This is a genomic window from Paenibacillus sp. J22FR21, from assembly GCF_056269135.1.
Window position 1 is genome coordinate 68,438 of record NZ_JBWDNJ010000007.1, and the last position, 26,537, is coordinate 94,974.

Consider the following 26,537-nt stretch of genomic DNA (forward strand, 5'->3'; position numbering starts at 1 on the left):
GGGTTTGATGATACTGAGAGTCGGGTTTCGCGACTCTCAGTTTCTTTTTGCGGCGTTTTTGCCGCTGAGAGTCGCTTTTTGCGGCTCTCAGCCCTCGGCGGGATCAGAGTCATGGTTTTCTTAATGCCTTTTTATAAAGCTCCTCTTAACGGAATCAGAATTTGAACTGCAGTGCCGATGCCCAGCCGGCTATAGATATGGACGCCATAGCTGTCTCCGAACGTCAGCTTAATGCGGCGGTCCACGTTGCGTATGCCGTAGCCGGAAGCTCCGTCACCTTCCTCATCACCGAGTATCCGTTGGAGCTTCTCCGGCCGCATGCCCATGCCGTCGTCGATGACATGGAGCACGAGCGTGTCCTCATGGATGCAAGCTTTTATGATCACGTTGATGCCGGCCTCGTCGTCCCATATCCCGTGATTGATGGCATTCTCGATAAAAGGCTGCAGCATCAGCTTGATCACCGGATAAGGCAGTGCGGCTTCTTCAATGTCATAGTGCACATGAAGGAGTCCTTCGAAGCGCAGCTGCTGGATGGCAATGTAGGACTTCGTCAGCCGCAGCTCCTCAGCGAAGCCGACAATGGTTTTTCCTTTGTTCAGCGAGATCCGATAGAACTTCGCCAGATGGGTAACCATGTCCTGAATGCGATTGTCATCGCTGCGCATCGCAAGCGAGGAGATGGAGGCCAGCGTGTTGTAGAGGAAATGCGGATTAATTTGCGCCTGCAGCATGCTCATTTCCGCTTCTTTCTTCGCAATCTCCTTCTTGTACACCTCATTAATCAGTTCCTTCATGCGCCTGGCCATCTTCGTCATGGCGAAGGATAACAGCCCGACCTCATCATGCCATGTCGATACGGCTTGGACATCAAAGTCTTCCGACTCAATTCGGCGTGTGAGCTGCAGCAGCTTCTCGATTCGAATCGTGAACCACCTGGCCGTTATGTAAATGAGGATAATGGATAGGATTAAGCTTGCGATGGCAATCGTGAACAACCGAGAGAACGCAATCTTCACATTCATTAGCAGGCTGTTATAGGACACGATAGAGACGGTTTTCCAGCCGTTATCAATGGAGTTATAAACGACAAAAACACGCTCGCCCTTATACATCCCAATAAAGCTGCCTGCCTTGCTGTTCCCCCAATCGCCCCGCACAAACTCCTTTAGATTGTGGTTAATCTTGCTTTTGTCCTTGCCGGAAATGATGGCTCCATCCTCAGAAACGATGAATAGCTCTTTGTTATTGTTTTCTTTTGCCATCAGGGCGTAAATGTCGACTTCAGGAATATCCATGGTCAGGATTCCGTAGGGATAGTTCAGGCTGTTGTTGTCCAGCAGACGAGCGAGCACGATGCGGGACGGTTTGCGCTCCTCGATGCCTTGTGTCACTTGATCGCTGGACGGATTGGTGGCCGGCATAACGGTGAACGTAACGCTGCCGTAAGACTTACTCGCCAAGCTGAACCAGGGGTAACGCATGAGGTCATTATCGGCGCGTTTAATAAACACCTGATCGGTGGGCAAAGTCAGATTGGTCGTGTAGACGGTCACACTGCTCAGATCCGTGTTGGTGACGAGCAGATTTCGGAACGAGCTGTTGATATATTCATAAGCATCGACGTATTGGTTATTGTTGGAATAATCCATGGTCAGGAAGTCGCGAAGACGGCTGTCCAGATACAAGGAGGAGGAGACTTTGGAATAGGAATCGAGCTTCATCTTCAGGTTGGAGCCAATCTGATCGGTCGTGGAGAGCATGTTGGAATACATCTGTCTGGTCAATTCGCTCTTCATCGTTTCGTAGGAATAGATGGCAAAGAAAATCAGGGGAATAACGGATACGAGCCCGAAGACGACGAACAGCTTGTTGCGCAAGTGCATGTTGAGAAAAGGTCTTATCAGCAGGCGATGAATGAGGCCGGGCACGAGCGTCCCTCCGAATCAGTAAATTTGTTTGCGATAGTGGTTGGGAGTCATGCCCGTTGTCTTATGAAAAATAGAACAGAAATAAGAGACGTTCTCATAGCCGACCAAGCCGGCGATTTCATGGATTTTGAGCGACTTATCGGCGAGCAGCGCGGTTGCTCGTTCCATTCGTGTCCCCGTAATCACCTCAAGAATGGTGCGTCCGGTCTTCTCTTTATAGATGGTGCGGATATAATTCGGCGATAAGTAGACTTCCTTCGCGATATCCTCGACAGTTAGCGGCTTGTGATAGGAACGTTCAATAATATCTTGAATATGCCGGGCGATATGCTGATGGCGGTCTTTGTCCTTCTCCGACAGGGCCATGATTAAGCTGTGGCAGACATGCAGGACATGCTCCCCGATCTCGTCCAGCGTTTGGCAATGGCTCATAATCTCCCATTCGCTGCTGAACGGGCCGACCTGAAGCTCATTAATCGCGCCGCTGAAATGCTGCTCCACAGCCGTGATGAGACGAACAGCCGCGGAACGGGCAAGATGAGGGTGTACATGTTTCTCTCGCAGCTTATGGATGAACAGGGCAACCTCCTGCTCCGTTTCCTCCGAGCGCTGATGCACGATGGTCCGGCAAAGTGCGGCTCGGTGCTCTTCGACCTCGACCTCTTCCGTAGACGGCATTTGGACGTCTTCCGCAGCTAACAATGCCCCGTTGCCGAAATAGAAAGCCTGCTCCGCAGCGCTGCGCGCCTCCTTGAAGAGGTGATAGGCATCCTCCAAACGATCGCTTGTTCGGGATAGTCCGATTGTAAGCGACACGGGGAAATCCGCCTCGATCAGCTTCTGTAATTGCTGCCAGTTCTCCCGTTCCCCGTCAAACAGAGAGTCCGGGAACACCCCGGCGAATGTGCGGTACTCCCAATCGATCAGCTCACCAATATAACCGAGCGCCATTAAACGGTTATGCACCGCTTCGCCAATACTACGCTCAAGCGGGTCCGGCATGCTCGAATCCACGGCAGCCCCGTCGTTGCGGCTCGGGCGGTCAATCACCAAGTAAGCGACTTTGAAGGGACCGCGCAATGGAGGCGTGGCAATGGAGTCCAGCTGCAGCAGCCTTTGCACCAATTCGGCGCGCCGATCCGGCGTTTCCTCCATGAGGAGCATGCGCAGCAGCTTCTCTTTGGCCATCTCTTCCGAGCGCTCCGTTAGTTTGGCTTCCTCGCATTTCTGTTTGACCTTCTCCATGAGATGCCGCAGCTCTTCCATGTCGATGGGCTTGAGCAGATAGCCGGATGCCTCGACGGCGAGTGCGGCTTTAATATATTGAAACTCATCGTGACCGCTGAGAAATACGATCTTGACCCGCTTGCGAACCTGCTTCGCGCGTTTTACAAACTCGAGTCCATCCATGATGGGCATGCGAACATCGGTCAGAATGATATCGGGATTAAGCTGCTGGGTTAACTCCAGTGCTTCTCGGCCGTTGCGGGCGGTCCCAATAACCCGTATCCCCATCGCTTCCCAAGGCACATAACTAGTAAGCGTTTCCAATTCTATCTTCTCATCATCTACGAGCAGTATCGAATGCATAGGTGAGCCACGTCCTTCCTATGTAAGAGCGGGGTGATCATTACTTGTTTTATTGTAGTCGGCCTACGGTATTTCAACAATGGCACAATATGAAATCCGGTGTTTTGGCGTATGAATTGGCGGATGTTTGCATGGAATGGCTGCGGAAAGCTCCCCTATAATGAGGATATTCCAGACGATAAGGCAGGGGGAGAGCTTAATTGAAAGCGCATATCGAACAACCGTTGCAGCGTGCGCCGCTGCTCGGAAAGACTAACGGAAAGTGGAAGCGTTTCCGTCAGCAGAAGTATTTATGGCTTATGATCATGCCCGCGTTTATTTGTACGCTGCTGTTTTCATATACCCCGATGTTCGGACTCTATATGGCGTTCATTAATTACCAGCCAGGCGGATCTTTCTTCGGATCTTTCTTTCACAGCGAGTTTGTCGGACTGCGGTGGTTCCAATACTTCTTCGACAACGGCGACTTCTGGCTGATTATGCGCAACACGCTGGCCCAAAGCTCATTAAGCTTGCTGTTCGGATTCCCGGCACCGATCATTCTTGCCATCGCGATCAATGAAATCAGCAGCGGGGCGTTCAAACGGATCGTGCAGACGATTTCGTACTTACCGCACTTCATCTCCTGGGTTATTGCAGCGAACATCATTGTCACGCTGTTGTCGTCGCAGGGGCTTGTGAATAAAGTGCTGATGCTGCTGCACCTCACCGATAAACCGGTCGGATTCTTCCAGAACGGGCATTATTTCTGGTGGATCATCGCTTCCTCTAATATGTGGAAAGACATGGGCTTCAACGCCATCATGTACCTTGCGGCCATTGCTTCCATTAATCCCGAGCTGTTCGAGGCGGCCAAGGTGGACGGCGCATCCCGTATGAAGCAGATGCTGTACGTGACGTTGCCCGCGCTTCGCCCGACAATCGTCATCCTGCTCATTCTGGCGGTTGGCGGCATTCTGAATGCCGGGTTCGACCAGCAGTACTTGCTGCAGAACAACCTGGTCTTGAAGTATTCCGATGTTATCGACACTTATACGTATAGGTACGGTTTGCAAAATGGGATGTTCTCCTATGGCGCGGCAGTAGGATTATTCAAGTCGGTGGTCGCTTTTATATTAGTGCTGCTGGTGAATAGGCTGGCGAAGAAAGTCAATGATCAATCGCTGTTCTAACATAGGGGTTTAGGGAGGAAAAGAGAGCATGAAAAGCAGGGAAATGGGAGACATGCTTTACTCCGGCGCGGTATACGCCTTTCTACTGGCAGTCGTATTCGCAACGTTCTACCCGTTCTGGAATGTGCTGGTTCTATCGGTCAACAGTGCGTCGGATACCATCAAGGGAGGCATCTACTTCTGGCCGAGGGAGCTTTCATTTACGAGCTATAAAGAGATTTTAACCGATGGTCAAATCATTCACGCCGTGTGGGTAACGGTAGCACGAACGTTGATCGGGACGCCGCTTACGATTCTGGTCATCAGCTTGCTGTCCTATCCGCTGAGCAATCGTGATTTGGTGCTTAGAAGGCCGATAACGTTGTATTTCATCTTCACGATGTATTTCGGCGGCGGATTGATTCCGTACTATATGGTGCTCAAGAATGTACACTTGATCGACTCGTTCTGGGTGTTTATCTTCCCGGGGCTGATGAATGTGTTCTATATGATTCTTGTGCGGACGTATATCGAACAGCTTCCGCAGGAGCTGACGGAGTCGGCTAAGATTGACGGCGCTAACGATTTGCAAGTGTTCATCCGTATCATTCTTCCTTTGACGACGCCGGTGCTAGCGACGATCGCCCTGTTTACGGCTATCGGTCATTGGAACGCTTGGTTCGATTCGTATGTGTTCACCTATAAGCCCAGCTTGAAAACCCTTCAAGCAGTGCTAGTTAAGATACTTAATCAGTACCAGACAGGCAGCATGGTGTCCGAAGCCCAGCAGCTGGCAGATTCCTCGAAGAGGCTGGCGGTATCGTCGGATACGATCCGTATGGCAGCGACTATGGTCGCAACACTTCCGATTGTGCTGGTTTATCCGTTCCTGCAGCGATATTTCGTTAAGGGCATGACGCTTGGCGCAGTCAAAAGCTGATTTCTCTCAAGTTATGAAAGGAGTGTGAGTGGAAGGCGGCTATTATGACGCACGGGCAGTAAATTATCGTTTTACCACGGAATGTCTATGGAAACGCTCATGAATCAACTATCATGTATTTGGGGGGAGCAACACGCTATGAACAAGAAACGTATATTGACAGTCATGCTCACAATCATGGTCTTTACGACGCTGCTTATCGGCTGCAGCAGTAAAGATAACAACACCGCAACGAACGAGTCCAATGATACCGCGGCTACTGCTGATTCTACTAATTCCACGGATGCGAACAATGCGGCGGCGGAAACGAACAGTAAACCTTCGGAGCCGATTACGCTTACCTTCTTCGATAAAAATACGGGCGATGCCTTCACGAACCCTGTAGCGCAAGAGGTTACCAAACGCACAGGCGTCTCTGTCGAAATTCAACAGCCGAGCGGCAATCCGTCTGAGAAGCTGAATCTGATGCTTGCCAGCGGCGACTTGCCGGATATTATCCTCATGGACCGCGGCAGCGATATCGTGAACAAATATATTGCAGCAGGCGCCATCATTCCATTGGATGATCTGATCGAGAACTTCGGAGCTGACGTCAAATCCCAATACGGCGAAGTCTTGCAAAAGACGCGTTATACGGACGGCAAAAACTACTATTTGTCCAATTGGTATGGCATGGATAACAGTCCGGTATTCGGCATTCAGATGCGCAAGGATCTATTGAAGGAGCTCGCGCCGGACAAAGCGGAAGGCGGCCAGCCGTTCACGACGGATGAATTCGAGCAGCTGCTGAAGGATTTTAAAGCGAAATATCCGAACATTGACGGCAAAGCTTCGATACCGCTTACTTTGAATGCGGAGAATATGGGCGCAGTCCTTGGCACATTCAAAGGCATGTGGGGGATGAAAGCTTACTACGAAGACGGGGGAAGCCTGAAGTTTGACGTCAAGGACCCGAAATACCGTGAAATGATACTCTACATGAACAAATTGTACCGCGAAGAGCTGATCGATCCGGAATGGGCGGTCAATAAATCGCAAACCTGGGAACAGAAGCTATCTAACGGTTATGTCTTCGCAACCGCTTCGGCCTATTGGGATCCGGGTAACGCGAACAACGCTTTGCTGAAATCCGGCGGCGCGGATAAACAGCTATTCTCCTATAAAGTAATTGCACCGGGCGTTGATCCGGGAGCGACAACGTTCGGTCCGCGCAGCCCACTCGGCTGGGATGCGATTGCCATCTCCAAGAACAACAAGCATCCGGAAGAAACGATGAAATTCATCAACTTCCTTGCCAGTGAAGAAGGACAGTATCTCCTCATGTGGGGGATTGAAGGCCAAACTTGGGATATGAAGGACGGCAAACATACGCCGAAGCCGGAAGTTCTTCAAGGCTTGAAGGAGGACTGGGCTGCTGAACAGAAGAAGACCGGTCTTCAGAAATGGACGTGGTTCGTCAAGAACGGACTGGGCAGCGACGGCACGCCTTATCACATCGGTGACAACAATCGCGGCGAAATCGACCTGATGGCGTTCAAGAATCTATCCGATACGGTATGGGATACTTCTCCATACGATAATCTCGGACCAGGGGGCGGTACTCCGGAATCGCTCAGCTACCAGAAGGTTCAGGATATCATGAAGCAATCGATCACGAAGATCATCATTGCGAAGAGCGAGCAAGAGGCAAACACCGGATTCGACAGCATGCTTGCGGAGATGAAGTCAGCCGGCGACGAGAATGTGGAAGCGATTATTACGGATAACTACAACAAGCGCCAAGAGCTTTGGAAGTAAACCGATTCGTGCGGGGGCTGAGTAACCCCCCGCTCAGGCTAGCTGAGAGTACGATAATCGTACTCTCAGTGATCCAAATTAAAATGCTGTTAAGAATTCGAAGGGCTGCCGTTTTCGGCGGCCTTTTGGCGTGCGCGGAACCGACGGACTTTCATCAGATTGCCGCAAGCTCTCTCATCGCAGAACCGTTTGGACCGGTTTCGAGTTTCGTCATAGTAAACCGCTCGGCAATCCGGATTATCGCAAATGCGCAAGCGGAAGGGTTCGCAATCTGTGAGTAGGTGGCCGAAGGAAGCGGCAACCTCCGCTTCGATGCGGGGCCAGCCTTTGTGCAACGGAGTACTCTCCAAACGAAATTGGGAGTTCGATTCCGTGATGTGCAGAATCATGGGGCCGCTCGATAATGCACGGTTCAGCCCTTCGAGATTCACGGGGTCCACGGCTTCGCGCGCCGTCAGCTTCTGGACGATACGGAGGATATGCCCTCGTAATTTCTTCAACTCATTTACTTCTTTGGCAGTCGGTGCTCCCGGATAAGGAAGGTTGTGAATCGTCAGCCATTGCTCTAACCATTCCGGCTTATCGAGCAGTTCCTCGGTATGATCGCTGCCTCTCCAGTCACGATAGTCGCTCCTCAGAAAGTCCTCCCATAATTGAAACATTCGCGTATACCCCCTCTTCATGTGAATTTTTCTTTATTGTAACACTCAAGTTTGCACTTAGCTAGTTACTAAATGTTCATCACCTATATTTGGATCCGATATTCATAGTTATTCTAAACCATGTAAAGTATAAATAACGGCTATGTTACGAATAGGCATTGTTATGGAGTAATAGGTGTGATATAAAGTGAGTTCCGGAGGTGTATCATGCAGAAGGCGATCGTCGTTTATTATTTTACCGATAAAAAGAATAACTTAAGCGAGTTGAATCAACTTCTTCAAGAAGGATGGAAGGTTGTATCTCAGAGTGCAATGTCAGGCGGGACAATGCCGACTGTTTATTCACTTGTTATAGTGGAGAGAAATTAGAACGAGAGTGAGTGATTCAACATGTACCCCATGCGCAATCAGAACCGCAGCTGTACGGATACAGACCAAATTCAGGCTTTTCTCCAGCAGGCTCAGACTGGATATCTAGGCTTATCCTCAGGCGATATTCCCTATGTCATTCCGCTCAATTATGTTTGGTTAAACAACGCCATTTATTTTCACGGGGCAGAAGAAGGCAGGAAGATCGATTATATCACACAGAACCCGCGAGCCTGTTTCACTGTCAGCGAGAGTTATGGGACGATCACGAACCCGGTACCGGCCGATACAGATACGGCCTATATGAGTGTCATTATCGAAGGAGCGCTGCTTCCGGTTCCGGATGTGAACGAGGCGATGGAGGCGATGCAGCTAATGCTGGATAAATATGTGCCCGGTTATTACGATCGACCGCTTGGGCGGGTTCATCTGGAACGGTATGTATCCAGCTTAGGCAGTAAAACCGCGATCTATAAGCTGCCTGCAGACTCGTTGTCGGCCAAAGAACAAGCAGCACCTTTGGAGCGTATGTTCTATGAAGGTAAAACCGTTCATCATGACCGGGCATAAGGAAGCGGGGGGTTAACGGTTGTCAGCGTGGCTATTTTATGAAAAGAAGCCCTTTTCAAATTTTAACGGTTGTGAGCGTCGTTATTCATGGTATAATGGCTGATTTCTATCGGAAAATGACATCATAAGCTCGCTGGCAACCGTTAGAAAATAAAGCGGGGCTTTATCGGCCAAATAGCCACTGTCACAACCGTTACAGGTTGGAAGATGGCTCGGTCGGCTCTTGATGGGTGTCGCGAGCGTTTGCGGGGCAGATAGAAATATCTGCCCCGTTTGAGTTACTTCGAGAGGGGGAGCTTGACCTCGAATGAGGTTCTCCCCTCGTCGCTGGCTGCGGAGATCGTACCCTGATGAAGCTCGACGATGTTTTTGGCGATGGCAAGGCCAAGTCCCGAGCCGCCCGTATTCCGCGAGCGGGATTGTTCGCTGCGAAAGAAACGTTGGAACAGCAGCGGAATGATGGAAGCCGGCAAAGTCTCGCCATAGTTTGCGATTTCGACGACAGCTTGTCCGTTGCCGCTCCAAGTCGTGATCTCGATACGCCGGCCGCTCTTGCCGTATTGGATGGCATTGACGATTAAATTCTCGAATACCCGAACAAGCTTGTCCCCGTCCGCATGGATGACAAGGGGATGGTCGGGAAGTATCAATTGGCACTCCATCCCCGCCTGTTCGAATTGCAAACGAAATTGACCTGCCAATTGTCCCATCAGCTCAACGAGATTGATCGGTGACGGTCGAAGCTTCATCCCGCCGCTTGTCCGCGTAAATTCGAACAGATCATCGATCATCGACTTCAGGTGCATCGATTTATGATGTGCGATTTGGACGTATTGCCGCAGCTCCACTTCATCCTGATAACGATCATCATTAATCAGACCTAAATACCCGACGATGGACGTCAGCGGCGTGCGTAGATCGTGGGAAACGTTCGTGACCAGCTCGGCCTTCGTTCGCTCGGCGCGCCGTTCTTCCTCGATGGACAGCTTCAGCTGTGCCGTCATTCGATTGATATTGTCGGCCAATGCGCCGAGCTCGTCCTCTCTGCGAATCGGAAGGCGGAAATCGAAATTCCCGCCGGCGATCCGTTCGATGCCTTGCGAGATTTCCATCAGATAGTGAATGGTGGAGCGGCTGAAGACGAAGAAATAGATAATCGTAAACAATAGGCCGGCTAAAGTAAATGAGATCGGAATGCCGAGCTGAGATCTCACCAAGTCCACGAGATTGGCGATGAAAGGGATATTGGTTTGGTAGGCGGCGATGGCGATCAAGCTTAGAAAAACGACCGTCAGGCTGGACGCAAGCGCGCTTAAGGCGAACAAATACAACATTTTGAAACGAAGGCTCTCCCACGGATTTTTACGGATCAATTTTGTACCCCACTCCCCAGACGGTCTGGATGAGCTTAAAGCCGCCCAGCTCGCTCTCCAATTTATCGCGAAGCTTGCTTATATGAACCATAACCGTGTTGTTGGACTCCATGAACTTGTCCTTCCACACCGCTTCGAATATCGCCTCCGCACTGAACACCTGCCTGGGATGACTCGCCAGCAAATACAAGATATCGAACTCCGTCGACGTCAAACTCACATTCCGATCCTCCACGGTCACGGCATGCAGCTTCTTGCTGATTTTCACCGATTGGATGAGAATTTCATCTTGCTCCTGTATCGGTTGTGTTTGCGTATTCAAATGCATGGACCTGCGCAGCAGCGACTTTACTCTGGCCAGCAGCTCAAGGGCGTTGAATGGCTTGACCATATAATCGTCAGCCCCCGTAGTCAGCCCCATGATCTTGTCCATATCCTCAGCTTTGGCACTCAGCATCAGTATCGGAATATTATCGTACTCCGCTCGAACCGTACGAACGACCTCCAGCCCATCCATCTCCGGCATCATGACATCGAGGACGAGCAATTGGACCGATTCCTTGGCGATCAAGTCGAGTGCTTCGCGACCGTTGCTTGCCGTCAGCACCTGGTAGCCTTCGTTAGTCAGGAAGATTTTGATCAGCTTGGCGATTTCCGGGTCATCGTCTGCGATCAGAATTTGAATCGATTTCATAGAAGAATCTCTCCGTTTGAATGAAGTTAACTACCGTGTTTGTAGCATTAGCTTATCAGATATCGTCTCCGCAACCTACCGCATGAATCCACAAATAAGAAAAACTTAAGGTTTCTTTTAAGGCGTTTTATGAACCTCTCCGGCTCGGGACGTTATCGTAGAGTGGCAAGACCATTTAACGATAACGAGGAGGTTCGTGCGAGATGGAACGACTACAACAAGCCGAACAACATATAGACGGTTATACGAAAATCAATGCCGTACGAGCCGCTAATGATGAGATCCACCAGGGGCATCTGGTCTTAATTAACCGTGAGCACCCAATCCGGGAGGAAGTTTCTACAGACCGTTTGCTGCCGCTGCGTTCGTTCCCGGCCATCCATACGCTTAGCGAGGATATGCTGCTGGATCGGACCTGCTTGCACCATTTGGCTGATTTAATTGAGGCTTGTGAAGGGATAAACGATATTATCGCGGTCAGCGGATATCGGACCCGAATGGAACAGGAGCAGATTTATCAATCCTCGCTAGTCGAGAATGGCGCGGAATACACGGCCTGTTATGTGGCATGGCCCAATCAGAGCGAGCATCAGACGGGACTGGCTATCGACGTCGGCAAGCGGAACAAGGACGACAAAGACGTGGATTTCATTGCACCGTCTTTCCCGGACAGCGACGTTTATTTGACCTTCAAGCAGCTTGCTGCCCGGTATGGGTTTATCCAACGCTATAAGGAAGGCAAGGAAACCATTACGCATATTTCTTGCGAGCCGTGGCATTTCCGTTATGTCGGTTATCCCCACGCTGCCATCATGGATCGCAACGATTGGTGCCTGGAGGAATACATCGATCAGCTCCGAAGCTACCCCTATGATGAGGGCCATCTTGTATTCGAGGATGAGCGTACTTACATTGAGATTTATTATGTACCGGAGGAAAGAGAGGGGCCGACGACGAGCATTCCCCTCATACCTTGCGAGCGTTACACGGTTTCGGGAAATAACAGCGATGGATTTATTGTGACGGCATTCCGGGATAAAGGAAGCCAAGCTTATGTCTAAACCAAATTTCGGCGGACTCGATTGGCTTAAATTTATCGTCGCTCTAATGGTCGTGGCTAATCATACAGGTCCGTTTCTCTCCTACAGCGCCACGGCTGATTTTGTTCTAAGCAATTTGCTTACGCGCATCGCCGTTCCGGTCTTTTTCATGACAGCCGGATATTTATTTTATCGCAAACTAACCGGGGATCCGGCGAAGGACCGTAAAACGCTGTACGGTTACATGCGAAGAACCGGGAAGTTATATCTGATCGCGATCGTGCTGTACATTCCGCTGAATGTGTATAAGGGTTATTTTTCGGATTCCTTCACCGTTTATTCGCTGATCAAGGACATTGTGTTTGATGGCACGTTCTATCACCTGTGGTATTTGCCGGCCTTAATGCTGGGTTTGTTGATTACTTACGTGATCTATCGGATGAAGTCCATGAACGCTATGCTGGCTGTCGCGGGCGGCTTGTACATCGTGGGACTGCTGGGGGATAGCTATTATGGAATCCTGCCAAGCGGCAGTGGAATCACTCAAGTGTACGCGGGCATGTTCACCGTGTTCGATTACACGCGTAACGGGTTCTTCTATGCCCCGATCTTCTTGGCGCTCGGCGCTTGGGCTGCCAAGCATCCGGCTCCGGCCAGATCGTCGATGGCCAATGCGACCTTGTTTGCCTGTTCGCTCGCCATGATGGTTCTCGAAGGCTCGGTGCTGCGCGCATATGATATTCCGAGGCATGACAGCATGTATATATTTGCGCTGCCCGCGACGTATTTCTTGTTCCATTGGGCGATGCAGTGGAAGGTACAGTCGAGCAAAACATTCCGAGAGTGGCGAGTATGGGTCTACATTCTGCATCCTATTGCGATCGTGCTCGTTCGCGGCGGGGCCGAGGCAGCGCATCTGGAACGGCTGTTTATTTCGAACAGTTTGCTCCATTTTGCCGCTGTGTGCCTGGTGTCGGTCGGGATGTCCGCCGCTGCGGTATGGGCAGTGGAGTACCAGCGGAAACGGAAGGACAGGCCAAGACGCTTTGTGCTGGAGCAATCCTAATGGGCTTGACTACAAATAAGAAATATTTAAGGAATCCTTTATGGCATGTTATAAACCTCCCTGGCCCGGGGCGTTATCTTAGAGATAGAGCAACGGACAAGAAACTTAGGAGGCATTACACATGAAAACAAAGCTGTACCTACTATACGGCGGTAAATCCGTCGAGCATGACGTGTCATTGAAAACGGCAGTTACCGTACTTCTTTCCATAGATGAAAGCCGCTTTGAGGTGTATCCGATTTACATTACGCGCGATGGCTTATGGTGCTCGCCCGGACATCTTTCCAAGGAAGGTTTAACGGTTGAGCAGTTGATCGCGCGGCCCTCGTCTACAGACACAGCCCGTTCAATCGGCGAAATATTGACGGGCGTGCTGGCACTTCCCGGACCTAAAGTCGTCATGCCGCTTCTGCATGGCCCGAACGGGGAGGACGGCACGGTGCAAGGTTTGATGGAGCTGCTGAACATTCCCTACGTGGGGAACGGCGTACTGTCGGCTGCCCTTACGCTGGACAAGGCGATGTCGAAGCAAGTATTGGCCCAAGCCGACATTCACCAAACCGAATATGTCGTATGCCGCTTCGAGGAGTGGAGAAGTGATGAGAAGGCGATCCTCTCCGGCGTCGAGGAGAGCATTGGTTATCCCTGCTATGTGAAGCCGGCTTCTCTCGGATCAAGTATCGGCATCAGCAGATGCTTAAACCGTCAAGAGCTGCTGGCCGGCATTCGGGAGGCGTTCTCTTATGATAAGAAGCTCGTGTTCGAACGCGAGGTGGCCGGCAGAGAAATTCAAGTGGCGGTCATCGGCAATGAAAGGCCGCTTGCATCGCTGCCAGGGGAATTCATCCATGACCATAGGTTCTTCGATTACGAATCCAAGTACTTCGATAAGCAGCTCCGAATGTCCATTCCCGCTGAGCTGCCGAACGGCTTGACCGAGCGAATCCGCGAGCTGGCGATCCGAGCCTATCAAGCTCACGGCTGCGAGGGTCTTGCTCGTGTCGACTTCTTCCTGGACAGAGAAGGCGATTTGTTCCTGAACGAGATTAATGCTTTGCCCGGATTCACGAATTTCAGCATGTATCCGGTGATGTGGGAACGTACCGACGGAACGACGTATGCGCAGCTGGTCGAGAAATTGATCGACCACGCGATTGACCGTCATGAGAACAAACAAACGATTCGATATTCGAAATAAGCGAGGTGGAAGGGATGCTAAGAGACACATGGGCTGAAATTAGTTTGAGCCGCATTCGCGAGAATATGCAGACCATTCGCCGTACCTTACATCCCTCCGTCAAGCTGATGGCCGTCGTGAAGGCGAACGGCTACGGACATGGCGACCTTGAGTCAGCCGCGGCGGCGGAATCGGCAGGGGTGGATTATCTGGCCGTCGCATACCTTGAGGAAGCCCTTCATTTGCGTGCCAGCGGTATTAAATTGCCGCTGCTCATATTGACTCCTATTAAACCTGAGTTGGTGCAAATGGCGCTCGAGCATGATTTAACGTTAACCGTAACCAGTGCCAAATGGTTTGCGGAGCTGCGGAAGCTGATCCCGTACGCCGCTTCGGCAAAGCTTCGTATTCATGTGAAAATGGACACGGGCCTTGGGCGGATCGGAATTCGAACGCAACAAGAATGGGACGAGCTCGTTCCGTGGCTGCGCGCGGAAGATGTCGAGATGGACGGCTTCTATACGCATTTTGCAACGGCAGGGCAAGCGGACACCGACTTTCTGGAGCAGCAAGTCGCGCGCTTTATAGAGATGAAGGAATGGGGCCGCTCGTCAGGCTTGGCGATCCGGCATTATCATTGTGCTGGCAGCGCCGCGGCATTGCGGTTTCCGCAGCTGGCGATGGATATGGTGCGGATCGGGGCGGCCATGTACGGCTTCTATCCGGAGAAGCTTGTGCGCTCCGTGAAGCTGGAGCCGGCACTAAGCCTGCATAGCCGCCTGATTCAAGTGAAGCAGCTGGCCAAAGGCGAATATCTCGGCTACGACAATTCGTACCAAGCCGAGGAAGACGAATGGATCGGAACGGTGCCGATCGGATATGCGGATGGCTGGAATCAGCGGATGCAAGGCTCGGATGTGCTCGTTGAAGGCCGGCGTGCCAAGATCGTCGGCAAGATCTGCATGGACCAGCTGATGATCAAGCTTCCGCGGCCTTGCCCGGAAGGTACACTGGTGACGTTGATCGGACGGCAAGGAGCGGAGCGCATTACCATCGCAGAGCTGGCGGAACCGCTTGGCTGCGCGCAGCAGGAGATATCCACGTCACTGTCTTCGCGCGTCACAAGAACGTATACCGAATACGAAGAAACGCGGACATTAGTGGACAACATGACGCTCGGACTATGGAATGAGCACATGGTCATCGGTCATGCTGAACATCAAATATGTAACCTATAAAAATATTATAGATAGTTACTTGCATTCGCTCTCGGCACATGATATAGTACTCCACGTAACCAATTAAGTTTATTTAAGTGGTTACATCGTGGTGTGGTAATCGTGTAAACCGAGTGTGAATGTTTTGCTATGAAGATTCGCTCTAACGCTTGACGACAATTTAATGCAGTTGATATTTCGTTCCCTCAAGAACTTTACTCTCCTGAGATTCAGGCCTGCGAAGCTGGGCTGCGCGTAGTTATCACAAGCAAATTTACATCAAGTCACTGCGCTAGTTTGCTCGGCCACCCACAAACTCAAATCAAAAGGAGATTATCAAATGACTATTCCACAAAGCATTCGTCCGTTTCACGTGAACATTCCGGAAGCGGAACTAACTGAATTGCGCAATCGCATCAACGCAACAAGATGGCCGGAGAAAGAAACGGTCTCCGATCAATCGCAAGGCACGCAGCTTGAAACGATGCAAGAGCTTGCTCGTTATTGGGCAAACGAATACGACTGGCGCAAAATCGAGGCGAAAATCAACGCCGTTCCTCATTTCCTTACGGAAATCGACGGTCTGGATATTCACTTCATCCACGTTCGCTCGAAGCATGAGAACGCAATGCCGATTCTCATTGCGCATGGATGGCCGGGCTCGATCATCGAGCAGATGAAGCTGATCGAACCGCTGATCAATCCTACGGAGCATGGCGCAAGCGCATCGGATGCTTTCCATGTCGTGATTCCATCGATGCCCGGATACGGGTTCTCAGGTAAGCCGGCAGCAACCGGCTGGGATCCGGAACGCATCGCGCGCGCTTATGGTGAATTGATGACGCGTCTTGGCTACGAGAAATATGTTGCACAGGGAGGCGACTGGGGTGCAATTGTTGTTGATGCTATGGGCGTTCAAGAGCCTAAGGGCTTGCTCGGCATTCACACCAATATGGCTAAGGTAATTCCGGCTGATGTTGATGCGGCGATCTGGTCCGGCAACCCGCTGCCGGAAGGTCTGTCCGATGAAGAGAAGAAAGCATGCGAGCAAGTTCGCGAGAATAAGTTCTATTATGCCTTCATCATGGGAACGCGTCCGCAGACACTGACCGGTCTGGTGGATTCGCCTATCGGTTTGGCAGCGTTCATGCTGGATCACGACTGGAAGAGCCTTGCCCTCATCACAAGAACGTTTGCCGGTATCCAAGAAGGGTTAACGCGCGACGATGTTCTCGACAACATCACGCTCTTCTGGCTGACGAACTCCGCGATTTCCGCGGCTCGTATTTACTGGGAGAACAAGACGTCCTTCTTCGCCGTACAAGGCGTCAAACTTCCGGTTGCCGTTAGCGTCTTTCCGGACGAGCTATTCGAAGCGCCGAAGAGCTGGACAGAGAAGGCTTACCCGAATCTGATTCATTACAACAGACTTCCTAAGGGCGGGCACTTCGCTGCTTGGGAGCAGCCGGAATACATGACGGAAGAAATCCGCGCAGGACTGCGGTCGTTGCGATAAACGAAGCTATATATGGAAGTAAAGGAGCTTGCCGCAAGGCAGCTCCTTTTTATTTTAACCCTGTATAAATAGGACATCACGTTATGGTTAAGACTAATTTCAAGGTTCGGTTAAGACAAGGAGTGCGGGATAGGGAGTTACAGACGATGCTGAAAGTAACAAACCGCTTGTGGATGAAATCTGTTTCGTTAAGATGGCTCTTCGGGCTAAAGCTCGTTTACGATCTCGTCCTGACCGGGATGTTTTATTTCGAGAACTCCATTACGGTCGTTTGGAAGCTAAGCTTCATCGTATTTTCTGTACTGGTTTTTTTATTCGTCAATTTCTTCTATTCCAGTTTGAAAAAGCATTGGCTATTATACCTTTTGGTCATCGATTTCTTGGTGTCTGCTTCATACGGCTATATCTACATCGGGGGCAAAATCCCCAACCATCTGTTTAATGGCATTACGGCACTAGCCATATTCATGTTCGTGAAGAATACGCGGCTGCTCATCGCATCCGGCGTGCTGCTGCTGTTTCTCTACTTGGCTGCAATGTGCACCATTGATTGGACGTTGTATCAGCATCTGAATGTATCGGGTTATTTCATATCCTCTTCGTTTATTGTGTTTGCGTGTATTGTGAGCTTTATGATTCATTTCTATAAAAGAGCAAGCGCAGATACGATGCAGCTGTATGATCAACTGAAGCAGTCCCACGAGCAGTTGAAGGAATATGCCCTCCAAACCGAGGAATGGGCGGCCGCCAGGGAGAGAGTAAGAATTACTCGGGAAATCCATGATACGGTCGGCCATAAGCTGACGGCATTGCTGGTTCAAATTCAAGTGGCTCATAAGCTCAGCAAGCTTGATGCCGTACGCAGTGAGCAAGCCTACCTGGAATGCGAGGGGTTAATCCGATCTGCTTTACAAGAGGTACGTCTATCCGTAAGGGTGATCAGAGATGAGTCTCATAGCTTGACTTCCTTCAATGAAAAGCTAACCAGCTTAGCGGAAGAGTTTACTAAATTCGCCAAGGTTCACACGGTCCTGGAGGTTAAGGGGACGCCGGTTGCGCCACTTCCGGGAAATCTTCAGTTAACTGTTTATCGCATCATTCAAGAATCCCTTACCAACGCTCAGAAGCATGGCCACGCGACGAATGCCGTCATTGTGTTAACCTATGCCGAAACTGGATTTTCATTGACGATACGTAATAACGGAGAGCGGCCTGTTGAACTCAAGCCGGGGTTTGGGTTAATGAACCTGCAAGAACGAGTGATGGAATGGAACGGAGAAGTCCATTTTAGGATGGATCCGGGCACGGACTTTGCTGTAGAAGTAACGTTTCCTTATTCCAAAACAGAAACGGAGCAACGAAGTTGAAAATCCTCATTGTCGACGACCAGCGCCTGATGAGAGAGGGGCTTGCGACCATCATTGGTCTGGAGCCGGGAATGGAAGTGATCGGGACAGCCGAGGATGGCAGGGATGCTTTTGCCCAAGTGGTGGAAAAGCAGCCCGACGTTGTGTTGATGGATATTCGTATGCCGGGCATGGATGGCGTGGAAGGATCGGAACTGATTCTCAAGCACTTTCCGGAGACGAAGGTGTTGATTCTGACGACGTTCGATGACGCGGAACTCATTTTGCAGGTTCTGGAGAAAGGCGTTCATGGTTACTTATTGAAGGACATGCCGTCGGAGGCAATCATCTGTGCGATCCAATCGGTATATAACGGCGGAACGGTGCTTCAACACGATATCACGGCTATGCTGCTCAAGGAATTAAAGAAAGTGTCGGATATGAGCCCTGATCCGGCGCATCCGCTAAGTAAATCGGAGCCTCATGAGCTGAGTCAGTTGACCGAGAGAGAGAAAGAGGTGATCGCATTATTGGGGAAAGGTATGAATAACCGGGAAATTGCCGGGTTGCTGCATCTTTCGGAAGGTACCGTGAAGAATCATGTATCCAATTTGATCGCGAAGCTGGGACTGCGCGATCGGACACAGGCAGCGATCTATGCAGTACGTCATCTTTTATAAGGAAGGGGCATGACTTTTGGCAGGTAAGCATGGAATTGTTCATGCGCCGTTCCTATGGGAGGGCTCTTGTCAGTTGCATTTCATGACTTTTCACAGCATTGCTTAATCCCCTTTCTTGATATAATACCTGGATGTTAGCAGAGAGGAAGGGACGTAATGAAAAAAGGTTGGTTTGAACTAGGCAAGGACAAGTGTGAAAAAGGTTATCTCCACGATGGCTCGGGCAGCTCGAAGACGTGGAAAATCCATATTTATTCGTATGAAGACGAAGACGATTCAACACCGGATGCCACTTTGATCTTGAATAAGACCGAAGGAAACGGCAATGGATATTTCTTAGTTGAGCTTTCCGTTACATATATAGGCCGAGCCACCATGTTTGATGAGGTCGTTGCGTTGGTCAATAAGCTGGATGCGCTCAGCAGCGATAACGATTCCCTTAGTTTGACGGAACATTTGATGGTTTGTCATGAGTTCTTTGATTGCGGGCGAAGAATGGAGCAATCCCATAATTGGAGTATTAGTATGCAGTCCCACTAAGCGGGGGCTGCATTTCTCGTTATCCAACATTAACCATATTATTTGATATGGATAGTTACTTGCTTTTCGTGTGTGCCCATGATATATTGTAACCAGCAAAACTAATATAGATAGTTACTTTATGAGGAGGATGTTGAATATGTACAGAAAAATTATCACTTGGACTCTTCTCGTTGCTCTTGTCGGCGGATCTATTTATGAAATAAATTGCTTCTTGAACTATTAAGATCCAGGCAGAGGTGAACGAACATTGTCATTCAAAAAGAGCATGTTGATTGTATTGGCGATGACCCTGGTATTGTTTATTGGTTATTCCGTCTATATGTCCCATCACAATAAAGAACTGGCGAAGGAGCAAGAGCTGTTAACGACGTATATTAAAAACTCGAATACGCCTTACGAAATCGCTGTTTTTGCCGGTGGATGCTTCTGGCCGATGGAAGAGGTTTTCGAGAAGGTGAATGGCGTCTTGCGTGTCGAGTCGGGATACACAGGAGGACATACGAAGAATCCCACCTATAATGAAGTGGGCTCTCAAACTACAGGTCATCTCGAGTCGGTAGAGGTACTCTATAATCCGCATCAACTGACTTATGAAGACCTTCTGCAGGTTTATTGGCGCAGCATTGACCCTACGGATGCGGAAGGCCAATTCGCCGATCGCGGCAGTGAATATCGAACCGCTGTGTTTTACAGCAGCAAGGAGCAGAAGGAACTGGCTGAAGCATCACGAGATGAATTAGCGGCATCCAAGAGGTTCAAGCAGCCGATTGTTACGAAGATAGCAGCTGCATCTACCTTTTACAAAGCTGAAACCGAACATCAGGATTATTACAAGAAAAATCCACTCCAGCATGGGCTGACCGAGCTCGCTTCCGGCCGCGACGCTTTCCTGAATAGCGCTTGGGGCAAGGATCGGGAAGTGAAATTGCATGCCAAGATCGGATTCAATCAAGCGTTCGATAAAGAGCAGAAGCTGAAAACGTTGACTAAGCATCAATTTAACGTCACTCAGAGGGATTTCGAGGATCCGCCATTCGAGAACGAGTATTGGGCCAATGAAGCGGAAGGGATTTACGTCGATATCGTTTCGGGCGAGCCTTTATTCAGCTCTCAGGACCAATTTGATGCCGGTACGGGCTGGCCTAGTTTTACTAAGCCGTTAGAGTCGAACAATATTGTCCTGAAACCGGATCCCGGGTTATTCTCGACTTCGACCCAAGTTAGAAGCCGGTACGCGGATTCCTTTCTGGGGCATATATTCGATGACGGGCCCAAACCAACGGGACTGCGATACTGCATAAACTCATCGTCGATGATCTTTATTCCGGCAGCTGAGCTTGATAAAAGCGGGTATGGCGATTATGCCGCACTCTTTGGAGAGGAGAAGCTGCCCAGTGAGACCTGAATTCGCTCTTCGCCAATTGAACAAACACATCAAGAAATTCATTCGTGTACTTCATCAATGTCCGCCGGAGAAACGAACCGTGATACCGGCAGGCTACAGCAACAATATCCACTGGCATTTGGGCCATGTTCTGGTCATCACGCATTTTGATGTTCTTGTTCTTTCGGGGGCGTCGGGCTTCTTCTCCTTGCCTGACCGCTATCAAGCTTTATTCGCCTATGGCACGAAGCCCGCGGATTGGCAGGGACAACCGCCAGAGTGGGACGAATTGATCGCCAAGCTCAAAGAATTGAACAAGCATATTCACGAGACATTGAAGGACAAACTGGACGAACCAGTGAGGGAGAACGTCCTGCACGCCGAGAATATCGGCGAGCTCCTCTACTTGTCCGCGATGCATATGCACTATCACCAAGGTGTTGTGTACGGCATGCTGAATTCGTTGAATGTTGATAAATAACGTACGGGGAGATGGCGAAATGAAAACGAACGCTAAGCAAGGCGAAGCTGTGAATTTTAATAAAGAAGAGAAGTTAAAGCAGCTAACCAAACAACAATATGACGTAACGCAGCGCGGTATAGACGAGAGACCGTTTGCTAACGAATACTGGAACAACGAAGAAGATGGCATTTACGTAGATGTCGTTTCCGGCGAGCCTTTGTTCAGCTCCAAGGACAAATATGATGCGTGTACAGGCTGGCCCAGCTTCTCCAAGCCGTTGGAGTCCGATAATGTCGTGCTGAAACGCAAAGGTTTCTTCTCCGGAACGGAGGTTAGAAGCCGGAATGCGGATTCCTTCTTGGGCGACGTGTTTAACGATGGGCCCGCGTCGACCGGAATGCGGTTCTGCATGAACTCCGCAGCCATGGAATTTATTCCGAAAGCCGATCTGGAGAAAAGAGGCTACGGCGCGTATGCTGCGCTGTTTAGTGAAGAATCCTAATTGTGATGCAGCCCCTATTCAATAGAGGCTGCTTATAGATAAAAGGCGACCGAAGTTCCTGACAAGGAATGAGGTCGCCTTATTGTCTTTCAACTAACATCCCCGCGGGGGCGAAGAGCGGGCCTCTAGGTTATCGTGCGAGTCGCAAAGCGGCGAGCACCTGATAACCATCCCATCTCTTCCGCGCGCCAAATGTAAAGCGTGTCCCGAATGGGACGAAAGCGATCCTACGCGCCAAACAAACTCGCGAGCGCTTCTCTGTAGCACCTACGTTAGTCAAATTCCGGGTGTCCAGAGGGACGGGTCCCTCGGGGTCCCCCTTTTAGGGGATTTAGGGGGTCATTTAAGTATTGACATCACCCAAAAAATAAGATATCTTTAATTCAAGATAATTAAATCAAAGACATCTGAGGGAGGTGAACGCTAATGTCATTCCAACTCGATGACGACCAAGCGGTCTCGCTTAAAACTTTCGTCGTGCTTTCCAAAGCCTACAGAACGGTGATGGATAAAGCCGTTAAAGATATGAAGCAATACGAGCTGTCATCTTCCGAATTTACGATACTTGAGGTGCTCTACACAAAGGGAAGAATTCCGCTCCAGCAGATTGGGGAGAAGATTCTGGTTACAAGTGGAAGCATCACGTACAACATCGATAAATTGGAGAAGAAAGGGCTACTTAAGCGAGTTCCATGTGAAGACGATCGCAGAGTCATCTTTGCGGAAATCACGCAAGCCGGGAACGACTTGTTTGATGACATTTTTCCCAAGCATGCTGCTTCCATCCACATGATGTCACAAAGTTTATCCCATGAAGAAAAGCTGACCCTTATTGAGCTTCTGAAGAAATTAGGGAAAGGCGTAGATAGTTAGAAGCTCCGTGCACCGCTTTTTTTTGCTTAATATCTTTAATTAAAGATTATTAAAACCAAAACATAATGGAGGTTGAACTTTAACATGTTAGCATTAGGATTGTTAATTATTCGCGTAGTAATTGGTTTGTTGTTTATCGGACATGGCGCACAGAAGTTGTTTGGTTGGTTTGGCGGTTACGGTCCGAAGGGAACGGGCGGTTGGATGGAATCGATAGGCATGAAACCCGGCGTTCTGATGGCTGTGGCAGCAGGGCTGATGGAATTAGTCGGCGGGGCACTCTTCGCAGCAGGGTTGTTCACACCGCTGGCAGCCGCGCTTATCGCATTAACCATGCTTGGCGCAATTGTAAAAGTACACGGGAAGAATGGTCTATGGGTAACGGCGAACGGTTATGAATACCCGCTTGTCGCACTCGCAGTTGTAGTCGGTGTTGCTTTTGCAGGAGCAGGTTCGTATTCGCTGGACGCCCTGTTGTTCAACTAATGCGCAGGTTAAATATCTTTAATCAAAGACTATTAAAATAAAACTATATGGAGGTATTAAGAAATGTTAGCATTAGGATTATTGATTATTCGCGTAGTAATTGGTTTGTTGTTTATCGGGCATGGTGCACAGAAGTTGTTTGGTTGGTTTGGCGGTTACGGTCCGAAGGGAACTGGCGGTTGGATGGAATCCATCGGGATGAAACCCGGCGTTCTCATGGCTGTCGCAGCAGGGCTGATGGAATTAGTCGGCGGTGCGCTCTTCGCAGCCGGATTGTTCACTCCGCTGGCAGCCGCGCTTATTGCACTTACCATGCTTGGCGCAATCGTTAAAGTCCATGGGAAGAACGGGCTCTGGGTAACGGCTAACGGATATGAATACCCGCTTATGGTTCTTGCGGTGGTGATCGGCGTAGCTTTCGCCGGAGCAGGTTCATATTCGCTGGATGCACTTTTTAACTAATCGCGTACACCTCATTATTTTCGAGAAATTGGCGGTATACTAACTGCAATAGCTACGGATTGTGCACGTCATTACAAATTAATCCAATGGGAGTGATTGTTCATGTCATTACAAACTGCCGGTATTCACCATATTACAGCCTTTGCAAGAGATCCGCAGGCGAACGTCGATTTCTACGCAGGTATTCTTGGCCTTCGACTTGTGAAACAGACGATTAACTTTGATGCTCCCGATGTGTACCATCTGTACTTCGGCGACAAAGCCGGAACTCCGGGCACAATCATCACCTTCTTCCCATGGCCGAATTCCCGTAAAGGCAAAGTTGGCGGCGGGCAAGTGGGGATTACCACCTATGTAGTTCCTGTAGGAGCGTTAAGCTTCTGGGAAGATCGTCTGAAAAGCTTCGGTATAACGACGACAACCGTTACGCGATTCAACGAGAACTATCTGCAATTCTCGGATAACGAAGGGCTGCAGCTTGAGATCGTGGAGCGTGAAGCGGGAGCAAACAACGAATGGTCCTTTGGCGGCGTTACTACGGATAAAGCGATCAAAGGTTTTGGCGGAGCCGTACTGTTTAGTACGAAATCAGCGCAAACGATACATGCTCTTGAGCATATTATGGGCATGACCAAAATCGGCGAGGATCAAGGGTATGCACGCTTCCAAGCCTCTGCAGATCTCGGCAACCTAATCGACGTACCTGTAGCGGATATGGAGTGGGGCGCAAGCGGCGCAGGTACAGTGCACCATATTGCATGGAGAGCGAAGGATTTCGAAGAGCATGCGCAGTGGCAAACGGAAGTGCTCAATTCCGGCTATCAGCCGACTCAGATTATCGACCGTCAGTACTTTAACGCGATTTACTTCCGGGAAGCCGGCGGCATACTGTTCGAGATCGCTACGGATCCACCGGGCTTCGCGAATGATGAGTCAGCGGATGCGCTGGGCGAGAAGCTGCAGCTGCCATCTTGGTTCGAACCGAAACGCGAGCAAATTCAAGCCAATCTGCATCCGATCAAGGTTCGTGAGTTGGAGGCGAATAAATAATGAAGCATATTTTTGAACAAGGAACATCAGAGGGTGCACCGACCTTAGTGCTGCTGCACGGAACAGGCGGAACGGAGAGAGACCTGATTTCACTGGGGCAGAGAATTTCTCCGGGTTCATCCTTGCTAAGTATTCGCGGCAATATTCTGGAGAACGGCATGCCACGCTTCTTCCGGCGATTGGCGGAAGGCATCTTCGATGAAGAGGATCTTGTTTTCCGAACGAAAGAGCTTTACGACTTCCTGGATGAAGCCGCAGCTAAATATGGCATTGACCGCAGCAGCTTCGTAGCAGTCGGATACTCGAATGGCGCTAACATCGCCGGAAGCCTTCTGTTCCATTATTCGGATGCTTTCAAAGGCGCGATCCTGCATCATCCGATGGTTCCGCTGCGTGGACTGGAGCTGCCTGACTTGTCAGGCACTCCGATCTTCATCGGTGCCGGAACGAATGACCCGATCTGCTCGGCAAGGGAAACAGAGGAATTGCAGCAGCTGCTCGGAGGAGCAGGAGCCGATGTTGCCGTCCATTGGGAGAACTACGGTCACCAGTTGACCGCCTCCGAAGTTAATGCGGCTACGAAATGGTTTCAAGTACATTTTCCGGCATGAGGAACGATATGATCTCCATAGATCCGGCAGCTCAAGGTGATCGAGATAATTATAAGCTCCTGATCGGCAGTGTCGTTCCGCGTCCCATCGCGTTTGTGACCACGCTATCGGAGCAAGGGGTATTGAATGGCGCACCATTCAGCTATTTCTCCATCGTTTCCAGCAATCCACCGCTGTTATCCATAGCTGTTCAGCGTAAGAACGGCGTGATGAAAGATACAGCACGAAATGCTGTTGCAACGGGAGAGCTTGTGATTCATATCGTGGATGAGACCAATGTGGCTGCCATTAATGAAACTGCAGCGAATTTGCCTCCGGATGAAAGTGAGATTTCATTAGCAGGGCTCACGGCGATTGAGAGTGAAACGGTTAAAGTACCGGGGATTGCAGAGTCCCAAATCAGAATGGAATGTGTGCTGGAACAGGCTTTGGAGCTAGGTGGAACGGGCGGAACACCTGGATGTGACCTGTTGATTGCGCGAGTGGTTCGTTTTCAGATCTCGGAGGAGATTCTGGAGAACGGAAGAATTGATGCGCAGAAGCTGGCACCTGTGAGCCGGATGGCAGGCAACTTCTACTCGTCGCTCGGCAGCCTGTTTGAGATTGAACGTCCGCAATAAAGGAGTGAGCCATCATACTGAATATCCTTAATCGAATTAATGAGCTGTCCAGGAAGCAAAAAGTTTCCGGCTTAACGGAAGCCGAGAAAGCAGAACAAGCCGATCTGCGCCAAGAATATCTTCGCATCTTTCGCGGCTCTGTAGGCAGTCTGCTGTTGCATTCCACGATCATCGATCCGGACGGCAATGATGTTACGCCGGAGAAATTAAAGCAAGAACAGGCAAGAAGAGCAGCGCACTAATTTATAATAAGGGGAGCAGCGAATCGCTGCTTCCCTTATTTATTTGGAATGCTTGTGTATGATTGTTGTGACTATTCTGTATGTTTATTATATGTTATAGGAAGAAACTCATGGAGGTGGAGGAATGGAAGCTCTGCAACGTAGCTAGGTATGAGCGGGGCTATCGAACGTACAAGCAGCTT

General features: G+C 50.0%; 28 protein-coding genes. 23 read left to right on the forward strand and 5 right to left on the reverse strand.

What is annotated here, in order from left to right; all coding sequences use genetic code 11:
* Positions 1 to 131 precede the first annotated feature (131 nt).
* Complete coding sequence (locus AC0YNS_RS23560) at positions 132 to 1,931, reverse strand: cache domain-containing sensor histidine kinase (RefSeq protein ID WP_475783384.1); 1,800 nt, start codon at positions 1,929 to 1,931, stop codon at positions 132 to 134.
* A 15-nt stretch (positions 1,932 to 1,946) separates the two neighbouring features.
* On the reverse strand, positions 1,947 to 3,521 hold the full coding sequence (locus AC0YNS_RS23565; protein WP_475783385.1) for a response regulator: 1,575 nt from the start codon (positions 3,519 to 3,521) through the stop codon (positions 1,947 to 1,949).
* 299 nt (positions 3,522 to 3,820) lie between these two features.
* Here AC0YNS_RS23565 and AC0YNS_RS23570 point away from each other — a divergent pair, with 299 nt between their 5' ends.
* The 3 genes from AC0YNS_RS23570 to AC0YNS_RS23580 all read left to right on the forward strand — a co-directional run bounded on the left by AC0YNS_RS23570 (position 3,821) and on the right by AC0YNS_RS23580 (position 7,409).
* Positions 3,821 to 4,693, forward strand: a complete 873-nt coding sequence (locus AC0YNS_RS23570) for an ABC transporter permease (RefSeq protein ID WP_475783633.1) — start codon at positions 3,821 to 3,823, stop codon at positions 4,691 to 4,693.
* 28 nt (positions 4,694 to 4,721) lie between these two features.
* Positions 4,722 to 5,612: a carbohydrate ABC transporter permease gene (locus tag AC0YNS_RS23575; RefSeq protein ID WP_475783386.1), complete on the forward strand. Its 891-nt coding sequence runs from the start codon at positions 4,722 to 4,724 to the stop codon at positions 5,610 to 5,612.
* Between the two features lie 138 nt (positions 5,613 to 5,750).
* Positions 5,751 to 7,409: an extracellular solute-binding protein gene (locus AC0YNS_RS23580; protein WP_475783387.1), complete on the forward strand. Its 1,659-nt coding sequence runs from the start codon at positions 5,751 to 5,753 to the stop codon at positions 7,407 to 7,409.
* 89 nt (positions 7,410 to 7,498) lie between these two features.
* Here the strand turns inward: AC0YNS_RS23580 and AC0YNS_RS23585 are convergent, their stop codons facing one another.
* Complete coding sequence (locus tag AC0YNS_RS23585; RefSeq protein ID WP_475783388.1) at positions 7,499 to 8,071, reverse strand: CGNR zinc finger domain-containing protein; 573 nt, start codon at positions 8,069 to 8,071, stop codon at positions 7,499 to 7,501.
* Between the two features lie 207 nt (positions 8,072 to 8,278).
* On the opposite strand from AC0YNS_RS23585, the gene AC0YNS_RS23590 reads away from it, so the two are divergent.
* Together AC0YNS_RS23590 and AC0YNS_RS23595 are read left to right on the forward strand one after the other, a co-directional pair.
* The gene (locus AC0YNS_RS23590) at positions 8,279 to 8,440 is read left to right on the forward strand and encodes a hypothetical protein (protein ID WP_475783389.1); all 162 of its coding nucleotides are present in this window, start codon (positions 8,279 to 8,281) and stop codon (positions 8,438 to 8,440) included.
* A 21-nt stretch (positions 8,441 to 8,461) separates the two neighbouring features.
* Positions 8,462 to 9,010, forward strand: coding sequence for a pyridoxamine 5'-phosphate oxidase family protein (locus AC0YNS_RS23595; RefSeq protein ID WP_475783390.1), 549 nt, complete (start codon positions 8,462 to 8,464; stop codon positions 9,008 to 9,010).
* Between the two features lie 278 nt (positions 9,011 to 9,288).
* Here AC0YNS_RS23595 and AC0YNS_RS23600 read toward each other — a convergent pair whose 3' ends face one another.
* Both AC0YNS_RS23600 and AC0YNS_RS23605 read right to left on the reverse strand, forming a co-directional pair.
* Positions 9,289 to 10,383: a sensor histidine kinase gene (locus tag AC0YNS_RS23600; protein ID WP_475783391.1), complete on the reverse strand. Its 1,095-nt coding sequence runs from the start codon at positions 10,381 to 10,383 to the stop codon at positions 9,289 to 9,291.
* Positions 10,373 to 11,077, reverse strand: coding sequence for a response regulator transcription factor (locus AC0YNS_RS23605; RefSeq protein WP_475783392.1), 705 nt, complete (start codon positions 11,075 to 11,077; stop codon positions 10,373 to 10,375). Before AC0YNS_RS23605 ends, AC0YNS_RS23600 begins: the two co-directional genes overlap by 11 nt.
* Positions 11,078 to 11,280: 203 nt before the next feature.
* Between AC0YNS_RS23605 and AC0YNS_RS23610 the strand changes: the two genes are divergently transcribed.
* The 18 genes from AC0YNS_RS23610 to AC0YNS_RS23695 all read left to right on the forward strand — a co-directional run bounded on the left by AC0YNS_RS23610 (position 11,281) and on the right by AC0YNS_RS23695 (position 26,355).
* Positions 11,281 to 12,138, forward strand: coding sequence for a D-alanyl-D-alanine carboxypeptidase family protein (locus AC0YNS_RS23610; RefSeq protein ID WP_475783393.1), 858 nt, complete (start codon positions 11,281 to 11,283; stop codon positions 12,136 to 12,138).
* The gene (locus tag AC0YNS_RS23615) at positions 12,131 to 13,183 is read left to right on the forward strand and encodes an acyltransferase (protein WP_475783394.1); all 1,053 of its coding nucleotides are present in this window, start codon (positions 12,131 to 12,133) and stop codon (positions 13,181 to 13,183) included. Before AC0YNS_RS23610 ends, AC0YNS_RS23615 begins: the two co-directional genes overlap by 8 nt.
* 121 nt (positions 13,184 to 13,304) lie before the next feature.
* Positions 13,305 to 14,381, forward strand: a complete 1,077-nt coding sequence (locus tag AC0YNS_RS23620; protein ID WP_475783395.1) for a D-alanine--D-alanine ligase family protein — start codon at positions 13,305 to 13,307, stop codon at positions 14,379 to 14,381.
* A 14-nt stretch (positions 14,382 to 14,395) separates the two neighbouring features.
* Positions 14,396 to 15,598, forward strand: a complete 1,203-nt coding sequence (alr, locus tag AC0YNS_RS23625; protein ID WP_475783396.1) for an alanine racemase — start codon at positions 14,396 to 14,398, stop codon at positions 15,596 to 15,598.
* A gap of 319 nt (positions 15,599 to 15,917) precedes the next feature.
* Positions 15,918 to 17,093 (forward strand): epoxide hydrolase family protein, encoded by a 1,176-nt coding sequence (locus AC0YNS_RS23630; protein ID WP_475783397.1) that lies wholly within the window; start codon positions 15,918 to 15,920, stop codon positions 17,091 to 17,093.
* 146 nt (positions 17,094 to 17,239) lie between these two features.
* Complete coding sequence (locus AC0YNS_RS23635; protein WP_475783398.1) at positions 17,240 to 18,460, forward strand: sensor histidine kinase; 1,221 nt, start codon at positions 17,240 to 17,242, stop codon at positions 18,458 to 18,460.
* Positions 18,457 to 19,119 carry a response regulator transcription factor gene (locus AC0YNS_RS23640; protein ID WP_475783399.1) on the forward strand — a complete coding sequence of 221 codons (663 nt, stop codon included), beginning with the start codon at positions 18,457 to 18,459 and terminating at the stop codon, positions 19,117 to 19,119. The genes AC0YNS_RS23635 and AC0YNS_RS23640 overlap by 4 nt, the downstream gene beginning before the upstream one ends.
* Before the next feature lie 156 nt (positions 19,120 to 19,275).
* Positions 19,276 to 19,659 (forward strand): hypothetical protein, encoded by a 384-nt coding sequence (locus tag AC0YNS_RS23645; RefSeq protein WP_475783400.1) that lies wholly within the window; start codon positions 19,276 to 19,278, stop codon positions 19,657 to 19,659.
* A 250-nt stretch (positions 19,660 to 19,909) separates the two neighbouring features.
* Positions 19,910 to 21,067 (forward strand): peptide-methionine (S)-S-oxide reductase MsrA, encoded by a 1,158-nt coding sequence (gene msrA / locus AC0YNS_RS23650; RefSeq protein ID WP_475783401.1) that lies wholly within the window; start codon positions 19,910 to 19,912, stop codon positions 21,065 to 21,067.
* Positions 21,057 to 21,527, forward strand: coding sequence for a DinB family protein (locus tag AC0YNS_RS23655; RefSeq protein WP_475783402.1), 471 nt, complete (start codon positions 21,057 to 21,059; stop codon positions 21,525 to 21,527). Before msrA ends, AC0YNS_RS23655 begins: the two co-directional genes overlap by 11 nt.
* Positions 21,528 to 21,546: 19 nt before the next feature.
* On the forward strand, positions 21,547 to 22,011 hold the full coding sequence (gene msrB / locus AC0YNS_RS23660; RefSeq protein WP_475783403.1) for a peptide-methionine (R)-S-oxide reductase MsrB: 465 nt from the start codon (positions 21,547 to 21,549) through the stop codon (positions 22,009 to 22,011).
* Between the two features lie 426 nt (positions 22,012 to 22,437).
* Complete coding sequence (locus AC0YNS_RS23665) at positions 22,438 to 22,884, forward strand: MarR family winged helix-turn-helix transcriptional regulator (protein WP_475783404.1); 447 nt, start codon at positions 22,438 to 22,440, stop codon at positions 22,882 to 22,884.
* A gap of 84 nt (positions 22,885 to 22,968) precedes the next feature.
* The gene (locus AC0YNS_RS23670; protein WP_475783405.1) at positions 22,969 to 23,370 is read left to right on the forward strand and encodes a DoxX family protein; all 402 of its coding nucleotides are present in this window, start codon (positions 22,969 to 22,971) and stop codon (positions 23,368 to 23,370) included.
* A 63-nt stretch (positions 23,371 to 23,433) separates the two neighbouring features.
* Positions 23,434 to 23,832: a DoxX family protein gene (locus AC0YNS_RS23675; RefSeq protein ID WP_475783406.1), complete on the forward strand. Its 399-nt coding sequence runs from the start codon at positions 23,434 to 23,436 to the stop codon at positions 23,830 to 23,832.
* Positions 23,833 to 23,934: 102 nt separating this feature from the next.
* A complete protein-coding gene (locus AC0YNS_RS23680; protein ID WP_475783407.1) occupies positions 23,935 to 24,882 on the forward strand; it encodes a ring-cleaving dioxygenase in 948 nt (315 codons plus the stop codon).
* The gene (locus tag AC0YNS_RS23685; RefSeq protein WP_475783408.1) at positions 24,882 to 25,493 is read left to right on the forward strand and encodes an alpha/beta hydrolase; all 612 of its coding nucleotides are present in this window, start codon (positions 24,882 to 24,884) and stop codon (positions 25,491 to 25,493) included. The genes AC0YNS_RS23680 and AC0YNS_RS23685 overlap by 1 nt, the downstream gene beginning before the upstream one ends.
* Positions 25,494 to 25,501: 8 nt before the next feature.
* The gene (locus tag AC0YNS_RS23690) at positions 25,502 to 26,113 is read left to right on the forward strand and encodes a flavin reductase family protein (RefSeq protein WP_475783409.1); all 612 of its coding nucleotides are present in this window, start codon (positions 25,502 to 25,504) and stop codon (positions 26,111 to 26,113) included.
* A gap of 14 nt (positions 26,114 to 26,127) precedes the next feature.
* Positions 26,128 to 26,355 (forward strand): DUF896 domain-containing protein, encoded by a 228-nt coding sequence (locus AC0YNS_RS23695; protein ID WP_475783634.1) that lies wholly within the window; start codon positions 26,128 to 26,130, stop codon positions 26,353 to 26,355.
* Positions 26,356 to 26,537 lie beyond the last annotated feature (182 nt).